Here is a 14,970-nt window from a genome sequence, read left to right on the forward strand (position 1 = left end):
TCGGCAGGGCGTGGCGCGGTGGACGACGGGGTGAACGGGATGAGCGAGCAGGAACAGGCGTCCGGGCAGCAGGTGCCGGACGAGCGGGAGGCTCAGGCCAAGGCCCGGGCGAAGGCGCGCCTGATCTTCGGCGACCCGCTGGACCAGCAGTCCCGGGACGACACCGACACCGGCTGGGGCGACCGCCCCGGGGCGGGGGAGAGCGGTGGACGGGGGCTGGACTGGTACCTGAGCCAGCGCCCGCCGCACCACGGCGGATAGGGCATGAACCTCCAGGTGCTCAGCGCTGGGCGACCAGCGCGTCACGGATCTCGGTGAGCAGTTCGACCTCCTTGGCCTCCGCCTCGGCCGCGGCCTCGGCGGGGCTCTGGCGCCTGGCGGCCATCCGGTTCATCGGCACGATCAGGACGAAGTAGACGACGGCCGCGGTGATCAGGAACTGCAGCACGGCACTGAGCACGGACCCCCACAGGATGAGGATCCCGCGCGTGACCTCTCCGGTGGCGCTCACCTCGCAGGGCCCCTTGAGGCAGGAACTGTAGGACGCGAGGTCCTTGCTCCCGAACACGCCGATGATCGGATTGATCACGCCCTTGACGAAGGCGTTGACGATGTTGGTGAAAGCCGCGCCGATGACCACGGCGACGGCGAGTTCGACGACGTTTCCACGCAGCAGGAATTCCTTGAAGCCTTTCATGCCGCCTCGAACGACGAAGTCGCCTCCCGGTCACGGGTGATCTTCCGAACCCGTGGATTGACAACCCGTTCGGCTCACCGCGCTCTCGATGGGAGGCGGCAGCCCGGCCCGCGCCGGCCCGGACGCGAGCGCCGCGGCGACCGCGAGCAGGACCAGTGCGAGCCCCAGGAGGAGCGCCGGCCCGGCCCGCCGCCGGACGGCGGCGCGCCAGCGGTGCCAGCCGCCGCACCCGCGCCGGATCGGCGGGAAGCTCGGCACCTCCCGCCGGGGCGGGACGGTCGGGGCGGGCAGGGGGACGGTGAAGCTGAGGGCGGTCATCGGGCACCTCCGGAACCGGTCGGTCGATCGCTGGTGCCCCCACGATGCGTGTTCCGCCCCCGGCGCGAAATCTTTTTCCCACCGCCTGTGGACAACCCGCCCCCACCCGAAACCCGGTTCCCCCGTACGGATCAATTCGGCCCGCCCGAGGTTTGGAGCCGAACGCGAAAAGGCCCGCCGCCCCGCGTGAAGCGGGAGCGACGGGCCTTTCCGAAATGCTCTCGGAGCGTTCTCGGAGCGCTCTCGGGGCGTCCTCGAAGCGCTCTCGAAGCGATCGAGACGCGTTCCGGATCCCTGTGGTCAGCTCGCGGTCGAAGCCGGGGCCGACGAGGCCGTCGAGGACGAGGTCGAGGACGACGAAGAAGAAGAGGACGCGGACGACGACGAAGAGGAGGTCGTCGACGACGTCGAGGACGAGGAGCCGGCGCCCACCGAGCTGCTGGAGGACGAGCGGCTGTCGGTCCGGTAGAAGCCCGAGCCCTTGAACACGACGCCGACCGCGGAGAAGACCTTGCGCAGTCGTCCCTGGCAGTCGGGGCACGTGGTCAGCGCCTCGTCGGTGAACTTCTGCACCGCCTCCAGGCCGTTGCCGCACTCGGTGCACTGGTACTGGTACGTGGGCACTTGCTTCCTCCTGGCACTCTCGCCTGATGAGTGCTAACGATGGTCAATGATGCGGTATTCCGCGGGATCAGTCCAGCGACCCCGGGTGTGAGATGGGCCCGCCCGGGTTCCGCCCCGCCGTCCGCTCAGCCCTCGACCGCCCCCACCAGGGCCCCGGCGCCGCCGCGCTCCGCGGAGCCCGCGACCACCCGGCTCGGCGTCCCCGGCGCCACCAGCAGGTGCCGCAGCGACACCAGCGCGACCAGCCCCAGCCCGGCGCCGACCACCGGCACCAGGAACCCGACCGAGGGCCCGTGCCCGTCGATCAGCTTGCCGGCCACCATCGAGCCGATCGCCAGACCCAGCCCGATCGCCCCGGTCAGCCAGGTGAAGGCCTCGGTCTTGGCGCCGTCCTGGACGAGCGTCTCGACCAGGGTGTAGCCGCTGATCAGGGTGGGTGCGATGGCCAGCCCGCAGACCAGTCCGGCGACGGTGAGGGCGACCAGGTTCGGCATCGCCCACAGCACCGAGGCACCCAGCACCAGCATCGAGTAGCTCATGACCATCCGCTGCTGGACGGTCCGCCGCCAGGCGATCACGCCGTACAGCACGCCGGCCAGCATCGAGCCGCCAGCGAAGATCCCGTACACGGTGCCGCCGGCGTCGTGCTGCCCGACCGAGTCGGCGAAGGCGTTCACCGAGACCTGCATCCCGCCGAACACCGTGCCGACGCCGAGGAACGCCGCGGCCAGCAGCCGCACGCCCGGCGAGGCGAGCGCGGAGGCGCGCCGCACCCCGGGCTCGGGGATGATCCGGGCGGGGGCGGTGCGCCGCTGCGCGGCGAAGGCGAGCCCGCCGACCAGGGTCAGCGAGGCCTCGGCGACCAGCGCGGCCGCCGGGTTGGCGAAGGCGGCGATGCCGGAGGCCAGGATCGGGCCGATCACGAAGGTGAACTCGTCCGTCACGGACTCGAAGGCGAAGGCGGTGCTGACCCGGGCCGCGGCGGCGTCGGACGGGCCGTCCGCGGTGAACCGGGCCACCCAGCGGGCCCGGACCATCGCGCCGATCTGCGGCACGCTGCCGCCCGCGGGGACGGCGGCCAGGAACAGGCTCCAGGCCGGCGCGTGGCCGAGCGCCAGCGCGATCAGCAGGCCGACCGAGGCGCCGTGCACCAGGACGGTCGGGACGAGCACCGCGGCCTGGCCGTACCGGTCGGCGAGCCGCCCGGTCTGCGGCCCGATCAGGGCCTGCGCGACGGCGGCGACGGCGGTGACCGTACCGGCCGTGCCGTACGAGCCGTGGGTCTTGGTGACCAGCAGCAGGATGCCCATGCTGAGCATCGCGTAGGGCAGCCGCGCGACGAGGGCGGGCGCCAGGAACCTCCAGGCACCAGGGGTGCGCAGCAGCGTCCCGTACCCGACGCGGGCGGGGGCCTGGGCTGCGGTGTCGGTGCTGTCCGCGATCTGCGCGGTGTCGTCGACCGTTCGGCGGGCCGTCACGGTCGGTCCTTCCTGCTGCCTGGTAGCGCGGCAGGGCATGGGGTGGCCCCGACGGCGCCGAGAGTCGTCCTCTCGCGCGTCGACCGGGGTAGATACCGGGTCGGCCCGGCCGGTGGGCCGGGGTCCGGACCGCGGCCGCCGAGCGGTCGCGCCAACTCTGCGTCAGGCAGATGCTGGGTGTGTTCTCACAGTAGTCGAACGGAGTATCCGTCCCAGCATACCGGTTACGCGCGTAGACCCGCCAGGTTCGCCGGGTGAACCGGCTCACCAGGCGAGACGACCCGGGCGACGACCAGGCGAGACGACCGGCCTCCGGCCCCGACCCTGCAGCCCGGCCCCGAGCCAGCCCCCCCGGCCCCGACCCGCAGCCCCGCACCCCCGGGCCGGGCCGAGCTCACTTCCCGTTCAGCCACCCCGCGAGCTTGCCGCCCTTGTCCACGGCCCGCAGCCGCCGCTCCGCCGCCTCGCCGACCTCGTCCGTGGTGACCACCAGCAGCTCGTCCCCGCCGCGCAGCATGGTCGCCTTGTCCGGCACGAAGGAGTTGCCCTCCCGCACGACCAGGGTGACGGCCGCCCCCTTGGGCAGCCGCAGCTCGCTGATCTCGACCCCGGACATCCTGGAGTCCGGCGCGAGCGAGACGGACAGCAGGTGCCCGTGCAGCTTCTCCAGCGGGGCGGACTCGATGTCGAGGTCCTGGCCCATCGCGCCCTCGGCGATCCGCAGCCGCTTGGCCACCCAGGGCAGGGTCGGCCCCTGGAGCAGGGTGAAGACGACGACCAGGATGAAGACGATGTTGAACACGTCGTCGGCCTGGTGCGCGCCCGACACCACCGGGATGGTGGCCAGCACGATGGGCACCGCCCCGCGCAGCCCGGCCCAGCTGAGCAGCGCCTGCTCGCGTATCGACACCCGGAACGGGGTGAGGGTGAGCACCACCGACAGCGGCCGGGCGAGGAACACCAGCACCGCGCCGATCACCAGCGCGGGGACCACCGCGTCGCCCATGCTCTCGGGCGCGGCGAGCAGCCCGAGCAGGACGAACATGCCGATCTGCCCGATCCAGGCCAGGCCGTCCGCGAAGCCGCGCACCGCCGGTCCGTGCGGCAGCTTGGAGTTCCCGAGGATCACGGCGCTGATGTAGACGGCGAGGAAGCCGGAGCCGTGCAGCAGCGAGCCGCCGGCGTAGGCGAGCACGGTCAGCGCCACCACGGCGATCGGGTACAGGCCCGAGGAGGGCAGCGCGACGTGCTTGACGGCGAACGCGCCCAGCTTGCCGACCGCGAGGCCGACGGCCGCGCCGATCGCCAGCTCGGCGACGATGGTGCCGAGCAGGACGTACCAGGTGCCGGGCTCGCCGGTGCTGGCGAAGGCGACGACGAGGATGACGACGGGCGCGTCGTTGAAGCCGGACTCGGCCTCCAGCAGGCCGGTGAGCCGGTGCGGCAGCGGCACCATCCGCAGCACCGAGAAGACGGCCGCGGCGTCGGTGGAGGAGACGATCGCGCCGAGCAGCAGCGAGGTCTGCCAGTCCAGGCCGACCAGCCAGTGCGCGCCGGCCGCGGTGACGAAGACGCTGACCCCGACGCCGACGGTGGCGAGCACGGTGGCGGCCGGCATCGCGGGTCTGACCTCGCGCCAGTTCGTCTTGAGGCCGCCCTCGGCCAGGATCACCACCAGGGCCGCGTAGCCGAGCACCTGGGTGAGCTCGGCGTTGTTGAAGGTGACGCCGATTCCGTTCTGGCCCAGCGCCACGCCGATCCCCAGGTAGATCAGCAGGCTGGGCAGCCCCGATCTGGTCGAGAACCGCACGGCGACCACCGCGACCAGCAGGATCACGGAGGATTCGAGCAGGAGCTGGTTCAGGTGGGCGACGTTCACGCAGGGGCACCTCGGGCAGGCAGGGGCGGACGGGGTGTCTGGGTGGTGCGGGGGGTGACCCGTTAAGAAGCCGTCAATGCTCCCCTTGCGGATCGTTACTCAGTCTAACATTTTGCCATATCTTTAGCTTGGTCCCCCGTTCACAGCGTCCGGCCGACTCGGCCTAATGTGGTGCCCTGTCACGGCCCCAGGCCCTGGACACGCCCGCCCGCCCCGAAGTCAGGACCGCAAGGACCCAGATGCCCCGCTTGAAGAAGTTCCGGCGCGCCCGTCTGATCGTGATCGTGCTGGTCGTGCTGCTGGTGGCCGGCGTCGGCTACGGCGGCTACCGCGGGGTCGCCGCGGTCCGCGCCTCCTTCCCGGAGGTCGACGGCAGCGTCAAGGTCGCGGGCCTGAGCGCGCCGGTCGACGTCAAGCGGGACGCCAACGGCATCCCGCAGCTCTACGCCGACACCGCCGAGGACCTCTTCCGCGCCCAGGGCTACGTCCAGGCGCAGGACCGGTTCTGGGAGATGGACGTCCGCCGCCACATCACCGCCGGCCGGCTGTCCGAGATGTTCGGCGACGGCCAGGTCGACACCGACGCCTTCATCCGCACCATGGGCTGGCGGCAGGTCGCGCAGAAGGAGTTCGACACCAAGCTGTCGCCCGAGACCAAGAAGTACCTGCAGGCCTACTCGGACGGCGTGAACGCCTGGCTCGGCGAGCACCCCGGCGGCGAGAAGGCCTCGCTGGAGTACGCGCTGCTCGGCATGGTCAACGACGGCTACAAGCCCGAGCAGTGGACCCCGGTCGACTCGGTGGCCTGGCTCAAGGCGATGGCCTGGAACCTCTCCGGGAACCTCCAGGAGGAGATCGACCGCTCGCTGCTGTCCCAGGACTTCACCCCGGACAAGATCGCCGAGCTGTACCCGGACTACCCGTACAGCCGCAACGGCACCATCGTGAAGACCGGCACCGTCAGCGGCGACACCTACCGCCCGGCGGACGGCCCCGCGCCGGCCGCCGGCACTCCCGGCGCCGGCACCGCCCAGGGCGCGGCCACCACCAAGGCGCTGCTGCAGGGCCTGACCGACCGGGTCGACAAGATGCCGCAGCTGCTCGGCCGCCCCGGCCAGGGCATCGGCTCCAACTCCTGGGTCGTCGCCGGCAGCCACACCACCACCGGCCGGCCGCTGCTCGCCAACGACCCGCACCTGGGCCCCGGCCTGCCCTCGGTCTGGTACCAGATGGGCCTGCACTGCCGGACGTCCTCCCCCGCCTGCCAGTTCGACGTCTCCGGCTTCACCTTCGCGGGCATGCCCGGCGTGGTCATCGGCCACAACAAGGACGTCGCCTGGGGCTTCACCAACCTCGGCGCCGACGTCACCGACCTCTACCTGGAGAAGGTCACCGGCCCGGACACGTACCAGGTCGACGGCAAGGACGAGAAGTTCGACCTCCGCAAGGAGACCATCAAGGTCGCCGGCGGCGAGGACCGCACCATCACCGTCCGCACCACCAGGACCGGTGCTCCGCTCATCTCCGACCAGAGCACCGAGCAGCAGAACGTCGGCAAGTACGCCCCCAACGGCAGCGCCGCCCCCGACCGCGGCACCACCGGTTACGGCGTCGCCCTGCAGTGGACGGCGCTCAACCCCGGCAAGACCATGGACGCCGTCTTCGAGCTCGACAAGGCCCGGAACTGGGACGAGTTCCGGGGCGCCGCCAAGGACTTCGCCGTCCCGGCGCAGAACCTGATCTACGCCGACGCCAAGCACATCGGCTACCAGGCCCCCGGCGACGTCCCGATCCGCGGCAAGGGCGACGGCACCATGCCCGCCCCCGGCTGGGACTCCGGCTACCAGTGGAAGGGCTCGATCCCCTTCAGCGCCCTGCCCTACAGCCTCGACCCGGCCGCGGGCTACATCGTCACCGCCAACCAGGCCGTGGTCGACCCGAGCTACAAGTACAACCTGACCAAGGACTGGGAGTACGGCACCCGCGCCAAGGAGATCACCGAGCAGATCGAGGGCCTGCTCAAGAACAACGGCAAGATCTCGCCGGACGACATGCAGAACCTCCAGCTGGACAACACCAGCATCATGGCCAAGACGCTCGTCCCGCTGCTGCTCAAGCAGCAGATCGACGACCCGTACGTGCGCGAGGCCCAGGACCTGCTGAAGGACTGGAACTACCACCAGGACGCCGACTCGGCCGCCGCCGCGTACTACAACGGCGTCTGGCGCAACCTGCTCACCCTCGCCTTCGGCCAGAAGTTCCCGGCCGACCTCCGGGCCAAGGGCGACTGCCTGCTGGTCCGCCAGCAGGGCGACCCGACCAAGCCGGACAGCGGCAGCCGGATCGTCACCGAGTGCGGCACCCGCGACCCGGGCAAGGCCCAGCCGGACGGCGGCGACCGCTGGACCGAGGTGGTCCGCCAGCAGCTCGACAAGCCCGACAGCAGCTGGTGGACGTACATCGACTCCGACCACAAGGAGCAGAAGGGCCTGGACAACCTGCTCAAGGAGGCGATGAAGAACGCCCGGCAGGACCTCACCTCGCTGCTGAGCAAGGACATCTCCACCTGGAGCTGGGGCCGGCTGCACAAGCTGGAGCTGAAGGAGCAGACCCTCGGCACCGACGACTCCTCGATCGCCTCCGGCGTCGTCCACAAGCTGCTCAACCGCGGCCCGTACCGCCTCTCCGGCGGCTCCGCCGCGGTCGACGCGGCCGGCTGGAACGCGGCCGCGGGCTACCAGGTGGACTGGATCCCGTCGATGCGGATGGTGGTCGACCTGAGCGACCTGGACTCCTCGCACTGGATCAACGTCGGCGGCGCCTCCGGCCACGCCTTCCACGCCAACTACAACGACCAGACCGATCTCTGGCTCAAGGGCAAGCTGCTGACCTGGGCGTTCACGCCCGACGCGGTCGAGAAGGCGACCAAGCACAAGCTGGTGCTCACCAACGGCTGAGCCCCCGTACGGCCGGCGGCCCCGCTCCCACCCGGGAGCGGGGCCGCCGCCGTTCCGGCCCGCCGGGCTTCCGGGCCGCTCAGTCCAGCCGGTGCACCCCGGACGGCGTGACCGCCAGGTCCACCGGCCGGTCGTGCGGCTCGGCCGGCACCCGCTCCAGCAGCTCGTGCCCGTACAGCAGCACCGCCAGCACCGGGTGCGCGCCGGACCGCTCCAGCCGGGCCAGCACCCGGTCGTAGCTGCCGCCGCCGCGCCCCAGCCGCAGCCCGCGCCGGTCCACCGCCAGACCTGGCAGCAGCACCACCGACGCCTCCGTCACCGCCGCCGGCCCCAGCCGCGGCCCCACCGGCTCCAGCAGCCCGCGCCCGGCCGGGGCGAGCTCCCCGGGCCCGCCGTACTCGGCCCAGTCCAGGTCGTTGTCCGGGAGCAGGACGGGCAGCAGCACCCGCACCCCGCGCGAGCGCAGCGCGTCCAGCAGCGGCCGCGTCCCCGGCTCGGCGCCCACCGAGACGTACGCCGCCACCGTCGCGCCCGGCCCGGCCAGCTCCCCGGCGTGCCCGGCCAGCGCGAGCGCCGCCGCGGCCCGCTCCCCGTCGCTCAGGGCCCGGCGTTCGGCGAGCAGCCGTGTCCTCAGCCCGTTCTTGTCGTTGTGCATCAGATCCTCCACGTCCGCAGAGCCTGACACGTGAAAGGGCGCCGCGATTGTCCACCCCGCTGCTGGTCCAGGCGCTGGCCGCGCTGAGCGCCCCCGCCCTGGCCGGCACCGCCGTGCTCGGCCTGCGCCTGCGCAGGGGCGCCGCCGAGGCCGCCGCCCGGCAGCGGCGCCAGCGCGAGCGGATCGCCGAACTGGAGGCCCGCTGCTCCGAGCTGGAGCGCACCGCCTCCTGCGACCCGCTCACCGGCGTGTGGAACTACCGCCACCTGCAGCTCACCCTCGACCGCGAGATCGAGCGCGCCCGCCGGGCCGAGCACAGCGAGCAGGCCGAGGGACCGCGCCCGCTCGCCGTGCTGATGCTGGAGATCGCCGGCTTCGGGGCCGTCGTCGCCGAGCACGGCCGGGCCCGGTCCGGCGCCGTGCTGCGCGACCTCGCCCAGCGGCTCGCGATGGAGATCCGCCGCTCCGACACCCTGGGCCGCTACAGCGGCGAGGAGTTCCTGGTGGTGCTGCCGGACACCGGCGCCGAGGGCGCCGCGCAGGTCGCCGAACGGCTGGTCTGGTCGGTGCGCCGGCACCTGCTGCTGGACTGGTCCTCCGGCCCGCGCGAGCCCCGCCCCGCGCACGGCAACGGCCTGACCGCCGCGGTCGGCATCGCCGTGCTGCCCGAGGACGGCGGCCACGCCGCCGTGCTGCTGCGCGCCGCCGACCGGGCGCTCGCCGAGGCCCGGGCGGCCGGCGGCGACTGCTGGCGGACCGCCCCGCGGACCGGTGGCGCGCCCCCCGCCGCCGAGCCGCGACGACCGGTCGCTTCCGGTACGGAGGACGGGGTGACTGCCGAACGTGACCGTTCGGAAAAGCCGGGTAGTCTGTCGGCCTGTGCCGGACGGGACCCCCTCGCCCAGCCGGTCACCTTCCATTCGCCTGCCATCGTTGCCGGGCCCCGTGACCTGCTGTCCTGAGCAGGGACCGACCGTGCTCGGCCGGGCAAAAACGTGCCTGAGTAAGGTAAACGCATGACGACGAGCAACTCCCGAATTCCGGTCACCAAGGCCGTGGTACCCGCGGCCGGACTGGGCACCCGCTTCCTCCCGGCGACCAAGGCCACCCCGAAGGAGATGCTCCCGGTCGTCGACAAGCCGGCCATCCAGTACGTCGTCGAGGAGGCCTCCTCCGCGGGCCTGTCCGACATACTCATGGTCACCGGCCGTAACAAGCGCGCGCTGGAGGACCACTTCGACCGCGCCTACGAGCTGGAGGAGCTGCTCGCCCGCAAGGGCGACGAGGACCGCCTGCGCCGGGTCCGCGAGTCCGTCGAGCTCGCCAACATGCACTACGTCCGCCAGGGCGACCCCAAGGGCCTCGGCCACGCCGTCTCGGTCGCCGAGCAGCACGTCGCCGGCCAGCCCTTCGCCGTCCTGCTCGGCGACGACCTGATCGACCCCCGCGACCCGCTGCTGTCCCGCATGATCGAGGTGCAGCAGGAGTTCGGCGGCTCGGTCGTCGCCCTCATGGAGGTCGACCCCTCGCAGATCCACCTCTACGGCTGCGCCGCCGTCAAGCCCAACGGCTTCGGCGACGACGTCTTCGAGGTCACCGACCTGGTCGAGAAGCCCGAGCCCGGCGAGGCCCCCTCCAACTACGCCGTCATCGGCCGCTACGTCCTCGACCCGCTGGTCTTCGACGTGCTGCGCGAGACCAAGCCCGGCCGCGGCGGCGAGATCCAGCTCACCGACGCCCTGCGCGAGCTGACCACCCGCGACCAGGCCGAGGGCGGCAAGGTCCACGGCGTCCTCTTCAAGGGCCGCCGCTACGACACCGGCGACCGCGCCGACTACCTGCGCGCCATCGTCCGACTCGCCGCCGAGCGCGAGGACCTGGGCCCGGAGTTCCGCTCCTGGCTGCGCGGGTTCGTCGCCACCGAGCTGCAGGACTGACACCCCGACAGACAGAGAGCGAGCCGCCGATGACCGGGTCCACGGAGCACAGCACCACCGACGCAGCCTGCTGTGACGGGTCCGCGGACCGGGCGCCGGCGGCTCCTCGCCTCTGGACGGTCGACGAGCACCTCACCGACGTGCTGGCCGCCGTCGGCCCGCTGCCCGCGATCGAGCTCCAACTGCTCGACGCCCAGGGCTGCCGGCTGGAGGAGAACGTCCTCGCGGGCGGCGACCTGCCGCCCTTCGACAACAGCTCGATGGACGGCTACGCCCTGCGCACCGCCGACACCGCCGGCGCCACCGACACCTACCCCTCGGTGCTCACCGTGGTCGGCGACATCGCCGCCGGCGCGGACGAGCTGCCCAAGGTCGGGCCCGGCCAGGCCGCCCGGATCATGACCGGCGCCCCCCTGCCGCCCGGCGCCCAGGCCGTCGCCCCGGTCGAGTGGACGGACGGCGGCACCGGCACCGGCGTGGCCGCCGCCGCGATGGGCGCGCCCGTCGAGGGCGAGGAGGTCCGGGTGCTGCGCCCGGTCGCCGAGGGCGCGCACATCCGCCGCCGCGGCAGCGACGTCGCGGCCGGCACGACCGTCCTGGCCGCCGGCACCCGGCTCGGCCCCACCCAGCTCGGCCTGCTCGCCGCGATCGGCCGGGCCACCGTCAAGGTCCGCCCGCGCCCGCGGGTCGTGGTGCTCTCCACCGGCAGCGAGCTGGTCCAGCCCGGCGAGCCGGTCGGGCCCGGGCAGATCGCCGACTCCAACAGCTTCACCCTCACCGCGGCCGCCCAGGCCGCCGGCGCCATCGCCTTCCGGGTCGGCGCCGTCCCCGACGACGCCGAGCGGCTGCGCGCCGTCCTGGAGGAGCAGCTCGGCCGGGCCGACCTGATCGTCACCAGCGGCGGCGTCAGCGTCGGCGCGTACGACGTCGTCAAGGAGGTCTTCGAGACCTACGGCGGCGTGGACTTCCGCAAGCTCCGGATGCAGCCCGGCAAGCCCCAGGGCTTCGGCCGGATCGGCGGCCGGACCGGGGTGCCGCTGCTCGCCCTGCCCGGCAACCCGGTGAGCGCCTACATCTCCTTCGAGCTGTTCGTCCGCCCGGTCATCCGCACCATGCTCGGCGCGGCCGACGTCCACCGCCCGGTGGTGCGCGCGCTCTGCCCGTCCGCGCTGCGCTCCCCGGCCGGGCGCCGGCAGTTCCTGCGCGGCCGCTACTCGCCTGCGGACGGCACCGTCGAGCCGGTCGGCGGCGCCGACTCCCACCTGGTCGGCGCCCTGGCCCGGGCCGACTGCCTGATCACCGTCCCCGAGGACGTCACCGACCTGCCGGCCGGCAGCGCGGTCGACGTGGTGCTGCTGGACTCCTGACCGTTCGCGTTCCCCGCCCCGAGCCGGAGAGGGCGCCGGAGCGCCGACCGTCGACACCGGGTCCGAGCGCCCGGAGACGAGTGGCGAGTCACAGAGCGGTACGGTAGCGCCGTATTCGACCCGTGCGCCCCTGGAGTTACCCGTGACGACACCTCCCCCCGGCGACCGCCTGACCCACGTCGACGAGCAGGGCGCGGCCCGGATGGTCGACGTCTCCGAGAAGGCCACCACCGCGCGCACCGCCGTCGCGGCCGGGCGGGTCCGGGTCTCCCCGAAGGTGGTCGAGCTGCTGCGCGGCGAGGGCGTGCCCAAGGGCGACGCCCTCGCGGTGGCCCGGATCGCCGGGATCATGGGCGCGAAGCGGACGCCGGACCTGATCCCGCTCTGCCACCCGATCGCGGTCTCCGGCGTCAAGGTCGACCTCGCCGTCGCGGACGACGCGGTCGAGATCACCGCCACCGTGAAGACCGCCGACCGCACCGGCGTCGAGATGGAGGCGCTGACCTCGGTGGCGGTCGCCGCGCTGACCGTCATCGACATGGTCAAGGCGGTGGACAAGGGCGCCGCGATCGAGTCCGTCCGGGTGCTCAGCAAGACCGGCGGCAAGAGCGGCGACTGGTTCGCGCCGGAGGTGGAGGCGTGACGGCGCGGGGCACGGGGGCACAGGACATGAGGGCCTTGGCGGTGACCGTCTCCAACCGCGCCTCGGCCGGGGTGTACGAGGACCGGGGCGGCCCGCTGCTGGTCGCCGGCCTGACCGCGATGGGCTTCGCCGCGGACGGCCCCCGGGTCGTCCCGGACGGCGAGCCGGTCGAGGCGGTGCTGCGCGAGGCCGTCGCGGCCGGCTACGACGTCGTGCTGACCACCGGCGGCACCGGCATCTCCCCGATGGACCTCACCCCCGAGATGACCGCCCGGGTGATCGACCGGCCGGTCCCCGGCATCGCCGAGGCGATCCGCGCGTACGGCCGGGACAAGGTGCCGACCTCGGCGCTCTCCCGCGGGCTGGCGGGGCTCGCCGGACGTACCCTGATCGTCAACCTGCCGGGGTCGACCGGCGGCGTCAGGGACGGCCTGGCCGTCCTGGAGCCGCTGCTCGCCCACGCCGTGGACCAGCTCCGCGGCGGGGACCACCCCCGGCCCGACGCACCAGCTTCCGGGAGAGCGCACTGAACGCCGGCTGGCCGGTAGAACTCCACGAGGGGGAGGTCGTGCTGCGCCCGATCCGGCGCCGCGATCAGCACGAGTGGCAGGAGGTGAGCCGCCGCAACCGGGACTGGCTGCAGCCCTGGGAGGCCACCGTGCCGCCGGGCCCGGCCGGCCAGGCCTCGGCCCCGCGGCCGACCTACCGGCAGATGGTCCGCTTCCTGCGCGGCGAGGCCGCGCACGGGCGGATGCTGCCCTTCGTGGTCCTCCACAAGGGCCGCATGGTGGGCCAGTTGACGGTCGGCGGGATCACCTGGGGCTCGATGTGCGCGGCGAACATCGGCTACTGGATCGACGAGGCGGTGGCCGGCCAGGGCATCATGCCGACCGCCGTGGCGCTTTCCGTGGACCACTGTTTCCGGACCCTCGGGCTGCACCGGATCGAGGTGTGCATCCGCCCGGAGAACCGCCCGAGCCGGCGGGTGGTGGAAAAGCTCGGCTTCCGTTCGGAGGGAATCCGGCCGCGCTATCTCCACATCGACGGCGACTGGCGGGACCACCTGGTCTACGCGCTGACCGCGGAGGAGGTTCCGGAGGGGATGCTGGAACGTCGGCGGTCGCTCAGTTCCGGGCACGGGCCAGGTAATTGAATATATGTTCGAAAGAAATATCGATATGGCATCGCTGCCCCACCGGACCGGCACAAATACCGGCAAAATAGTCGGAGAATCAGCTTGATCACACGACACGCCGCGTCAAATTGCTGCCAGGCCTTCCCCGGCGCCCGTACGGTGTGAATCGTGAGCAGTAGCGGCCTTATCTACGCCGTCATCGTAGGGGCCTGGGCCGCCTATCTGGTGCCGATGTGGCTCCGCAGGCAGGACGAACTCAACGAGGCGCGCCCGACGGAACGCTTCAGCACCGCCATCCGCCTGCTGGCCGGGCGTTCGGCGCTGGAGCGGCGGGCAGCCCGGGCCCTGGGCGACGAACCGCGTGACGACGAGCACACCAGCGACGGCCCTCCCGAACGGGACGAGGCCGCCCCCGGCGACCCCACGGCGCGGGAGCCCGAACCTCCCGTGGAGCGGTCCGCCCCGGCTGCGGCTCCGGCTCCGCTCCCGGCTTCGGTGCGGCAGGACGGCGGGGAGCGGCGGGCGCGGCTGCTGGCCCGCCGCCGCCGGATGGTCACCGTCCTCTTCCTCGCCTTCGCGCTCGGCGCCGTGGTCGCCGCGGTCGCCGGGCTCGCCTTCCTCTGGGTCCCGGCCGTCCCGGCCGTCCTCCTCACCGGCTACATCGGCCACCTGCGCCGGCTGGAGCGCCAGCGGTACGAGGTGAAGCTGGACCGCGCCCGGGCCGCCCAGGCGGCCGAGCGGCTGCGCAAGCGCGAGCGGCAGCGGGCGGAGGCTGTTGAGGCCGCCCCCGTCGAGCAGTCGCACGTCGAGGTGCCCACCGTCCCGGCCGCCCCGGTCGGGCGCGAGGTGCCCGGGCCGCCCGTCGAGGAGCGGGCCGGGCGGCGCCCGCACCTGCGGCTGGCCGTCGACCCGGAGCAGGCCGCCGCGTCGGCCGGCTCCGCCTCCGCGGTGGCCGAGGCGACCGAACACGAGGAGTGGGTCGACGGCATGCGCGAGCGCGGCGCGGCCGGCCCGGACTCCTGGGAGCCGGTGCCCGTCCCGCTGCCGACCTACGTCACCGCGCCGGTCGCCCCCCGGGTCTCCCGCAACCTCGACCTGTCGGCCCCCGGCACCTGGACCGCCGGGCGCCCGGCCGAGCCCCGCACCACCCCGCTGTTCGACCAGTACGCGGAGGCCCCGGCCCCCGAGGCCCGGCCCCGCGCCGCCAACGAGTGAGGTCCGTGACCACCCCCGGCCAGGGGGGTGGTCACGGACCCCCTCCGAAAGGTGCTAGAGTTTCT

At 73.2% G+C, this 14,970-nt stretch carries 15 protein-coding genes; 9 read left to right on the forward strand and 6 right to left on the reverse strand.

Translation table 11 applies throughout. The features are described from left to right. Nucleotides 1-39 precede the first annotated feature (39 nt). Nucleotides 40-261, forward strand: a complete 222-nt coding sequence (locus VM95_RS14170) for a hypothetical protein (RefSeq protein WP_063773503.1) — start codon at nt 40-42, stop codon at nt 259-261. Nucleotides 262-280: 19 nt separating this feature from the next. Here the strand turns inward: VM95_RS14170 and mscL are convergent, their stop codons facing one another. From mscL to VM95_RS14195, 5 genes are all read right to left on the reverse strand, one after another. Beyond that, complete coding sequence (mscL, locus tag VM95_RS14175; protein WP_045696365.1) at nt 281-697, reverse strand: large conductance mechanosensitive channel protein MscL; 417 nt, start codon at nt 695-697, stop codon at nt 281-283. A 30-nt stretch (nt 698-727) separates the two neighbouring features. Next, nucleotides 728-1,015 (reverse strand): hypothetical protein, encoded by a 288-nt coding sequence (locus VM95_RS14180; RefSeq protein ID WP_045696367.1) that lies wholly within the window; start codon nt 1,013-1,015, stop codon nt 728-730. 300 nt (nt 1,016-1,315) lie between these two features. Then, nucleotides 1,316-1,639: an FmdB family zinc ribbon protein gene (locus tag VM95_RS14185; RefSeq protein WP_045696369.1), complete on the reverse strand. Its 324-nt coding sequence runs from the start codon at nt 1,637-1,639 to the stop codon at nt 1,316-1,318. Nucleotides 1,640-1,764: 125 nt separating this feature from the next. Beyond that, the gene (locus tag VM95_RS14190; protein WP_425265308.1) at nt 1,765-3,117 is read right to left on the reverse strand and encodes an MFS transporter; all 1,353 of its coding nucleotides are present in this window, start codon (nt 3,115-3,117) and stop codon (nt 1,765-1,767) included. Between the two features lie 394 nt (nt 3,118-3,511). After that, nucleotides 3,512-4,996, reverse strand: coding sequence for a potassium/proton antiporter (locus tag VM95_RS14195; protein WP_045696372.1), 1,485 nt, complete (start codon nt 4,994-4,996; stop codon nt 3,512-3,514). Nucleotides 4,997-5,235: 239 nt separating this feature from the next. Between VM95_RS14195 and VM95_RS14200 the strand changes: the two genes are divergently transcribed. Next, entirely contained in the window at nt 5,236-7,953 is a 2,718-nt protein-coding gene (locus VM95_RS14200; RefSeq protein ID WP_045696375.1) for a penicillin acylase family protein, read from the forward strand. A gap of 79 nt (nt 7,954-8,032) precedes the next feature. Here the strand turns inward: VM95_RS14200 and VM95_RS14205 are convergent, their stop codons facing one another. Continuing rightward, a complete protein-coding gene (locus VM95_RS14205) occupies nt 8,033-8,608 on the reverse strand; it encodes a 5-formyltetrahydrofolate cyclo-ligase (protein WP_045696377.1) in 576 nt (191 codons plus the stop codon). Between the two features lie 47 nt (nt 8,609-8,655). On the opposite strand from VM95_RS14205, the gene VM95_RS14210 reads away from it, so the two are divergent. The 7 genes from VM95_RS14210 (at nt 8,656) to sepX (ending at nt 14,905) form a co-directional block, all read left to right on the forward strand. Then, the gene (locus VM95_RS14210) at nt 8,656-9,570 is read left to right on the forward strand and encodes a GGDEF domain-containing protein (protein WP_052707365.1); all 915 of its coding nucleotides are present in this window, start codon (nt 8,656-8,658) and stop codon (nt 9,568-9,570) included. Nucleotides 9,571-9,624: 54 nt separating this feature from the next. Then, nucleotides 9,625-10,545, forward strand: coding sequence for a UTP--glucose-1-phosphate uridylyltransferase GalU (gene galU, locus VM95_RS14215; protein WP_045696379.1), 921 nt, complete (start codon nt 9,625-9,627; stop codon nt 10,543-10,545). A 29-nt stretch (nt 10,546-10,574) separates the two neighbouring features. Next, on the forward strand, nt 10,575-11,912 hold the full coding sequence (glp, locus tag VM95_RS14220; protein ID WP_045696381.1) for a molybdotransferase-like divisome protein Glp: 1,338 nt from the start codon (nt 10,575-10,577) through the stop codon (nt 11,910-11,912). Between the two features lie 142 nt (nt 11,913-12,054). After that, the gene (gene moaC, locus VM95_RS14225; RefSeq protein WP_078859879.1) at nt 12,055-12,555 is read left to right on the forward strand and encodes a cyclic pyranopterin monophosphate synthase MoaC; all 501 of its coding nucleotides are present in this window, start codon (nt 12,055-12,057) and stop codon (nt 12,553-12,555) included. Nucleotides 12,556-12,581: 26 nt separating this feature from the next. Then, on the forward strand, nt 12,582-13,085 hold the full coding sequence (locus VM95_RS14230; RefSeq protein WP_045696384.1) for a MogA/MoaB family molybdenum cofactor biosynthesis protein: 504 nt from the start codon (nt 12,582-12,584) through the stop codon (nt 13,083-13,085). 38 nt (nt 13,086-13,123) lie between these two features. Next, a complete protein-coding gene (locus tag VM95_RS14235) occupies nt 13,124-13,708 on the forward strand; it encodes a GNAT family N-acetyltransferase (RefSeq protein WP_425265309.1) in 585 nt (194 codons plus the stop codon). Nucleotides 13,709-13,858: 150 nt separating this feature from the next. After that, nucleotides 13,859-14,905, forward strand: coding sequence for a divisome protein SepX/GlpR (gene sepX, locus VM95_RS14240; protein WP_045696388.1), 1,047 nt, complete (start codon nt 13,859-13,861; stop codon nt 14,903-14,905). The last annotated feature ends 65 nt before the right edge of the window (nt 14,906-14,970 follow it).

The organism is Streptomyces rubellomurinus (assembly GCF_000961885.1).
Lineage (GTDB): Bacteria > Actinomycetota > Actinomycetes > Streptomycetales > Streptomycetaceae > Kitasatospora > Kitasatospora rubellomurina.

Coding starts and splice junctions, on each gene's coding strand:
- mscL (WP_045696365.1), bottom strand. CDS start 697: ATGAAAGGCTTCAAGGAATTCCTGCTGCGTGGAAACGTCGTCGAACTC.
- VM95_RS14230 (WP_045696384.1), top strand. CDS start 12,582: ATGAGGGCCTTGGCGGTGACCGTCTCCAACCGCGCCTCGGCCGGGGTG.
- VM95_RS14205 (WP_045696377.1), bottom strand. CDS start 8,608: ATGCACAACGACAAGAACGGGCTGAGGACACGGCTGCTCGCCGAACGC.
- VM95_RS14180 (WP_045696367.1), bottom strand. CDS start 1,015: ATGACCGCCCTCAGCTTCACCGTCCCCCTGCCCGCCCCGACCGTCCCG.
- glp (WP_045696381.1), top strand. CDS start 10,575: ATGACCGGGTCCACGGAGCACAGCACCACCGACGCAGCCTGCTGTGAC.
- VM95_RS14200 (WP_045696375.1), top strand. CDS start 5,236: ATGCCCCGCTTGAAGAAGTTCCGGCGCGCCCGTCTGATCGTGATCGTG.
- galU (WP_045696379.1), top strand. CDS start 9,625: ATGACGACGAGCAACTCCCGAATTCCGGTCACCAAGGCCGTGGTACCC.
- VM95_RS14170 (WP_063773503.1), top strand. CDS start 40: ATGAGCGAGCAGGAACAGGCGTCCGGGCAGCAGGTGCCGGACGAGCGG.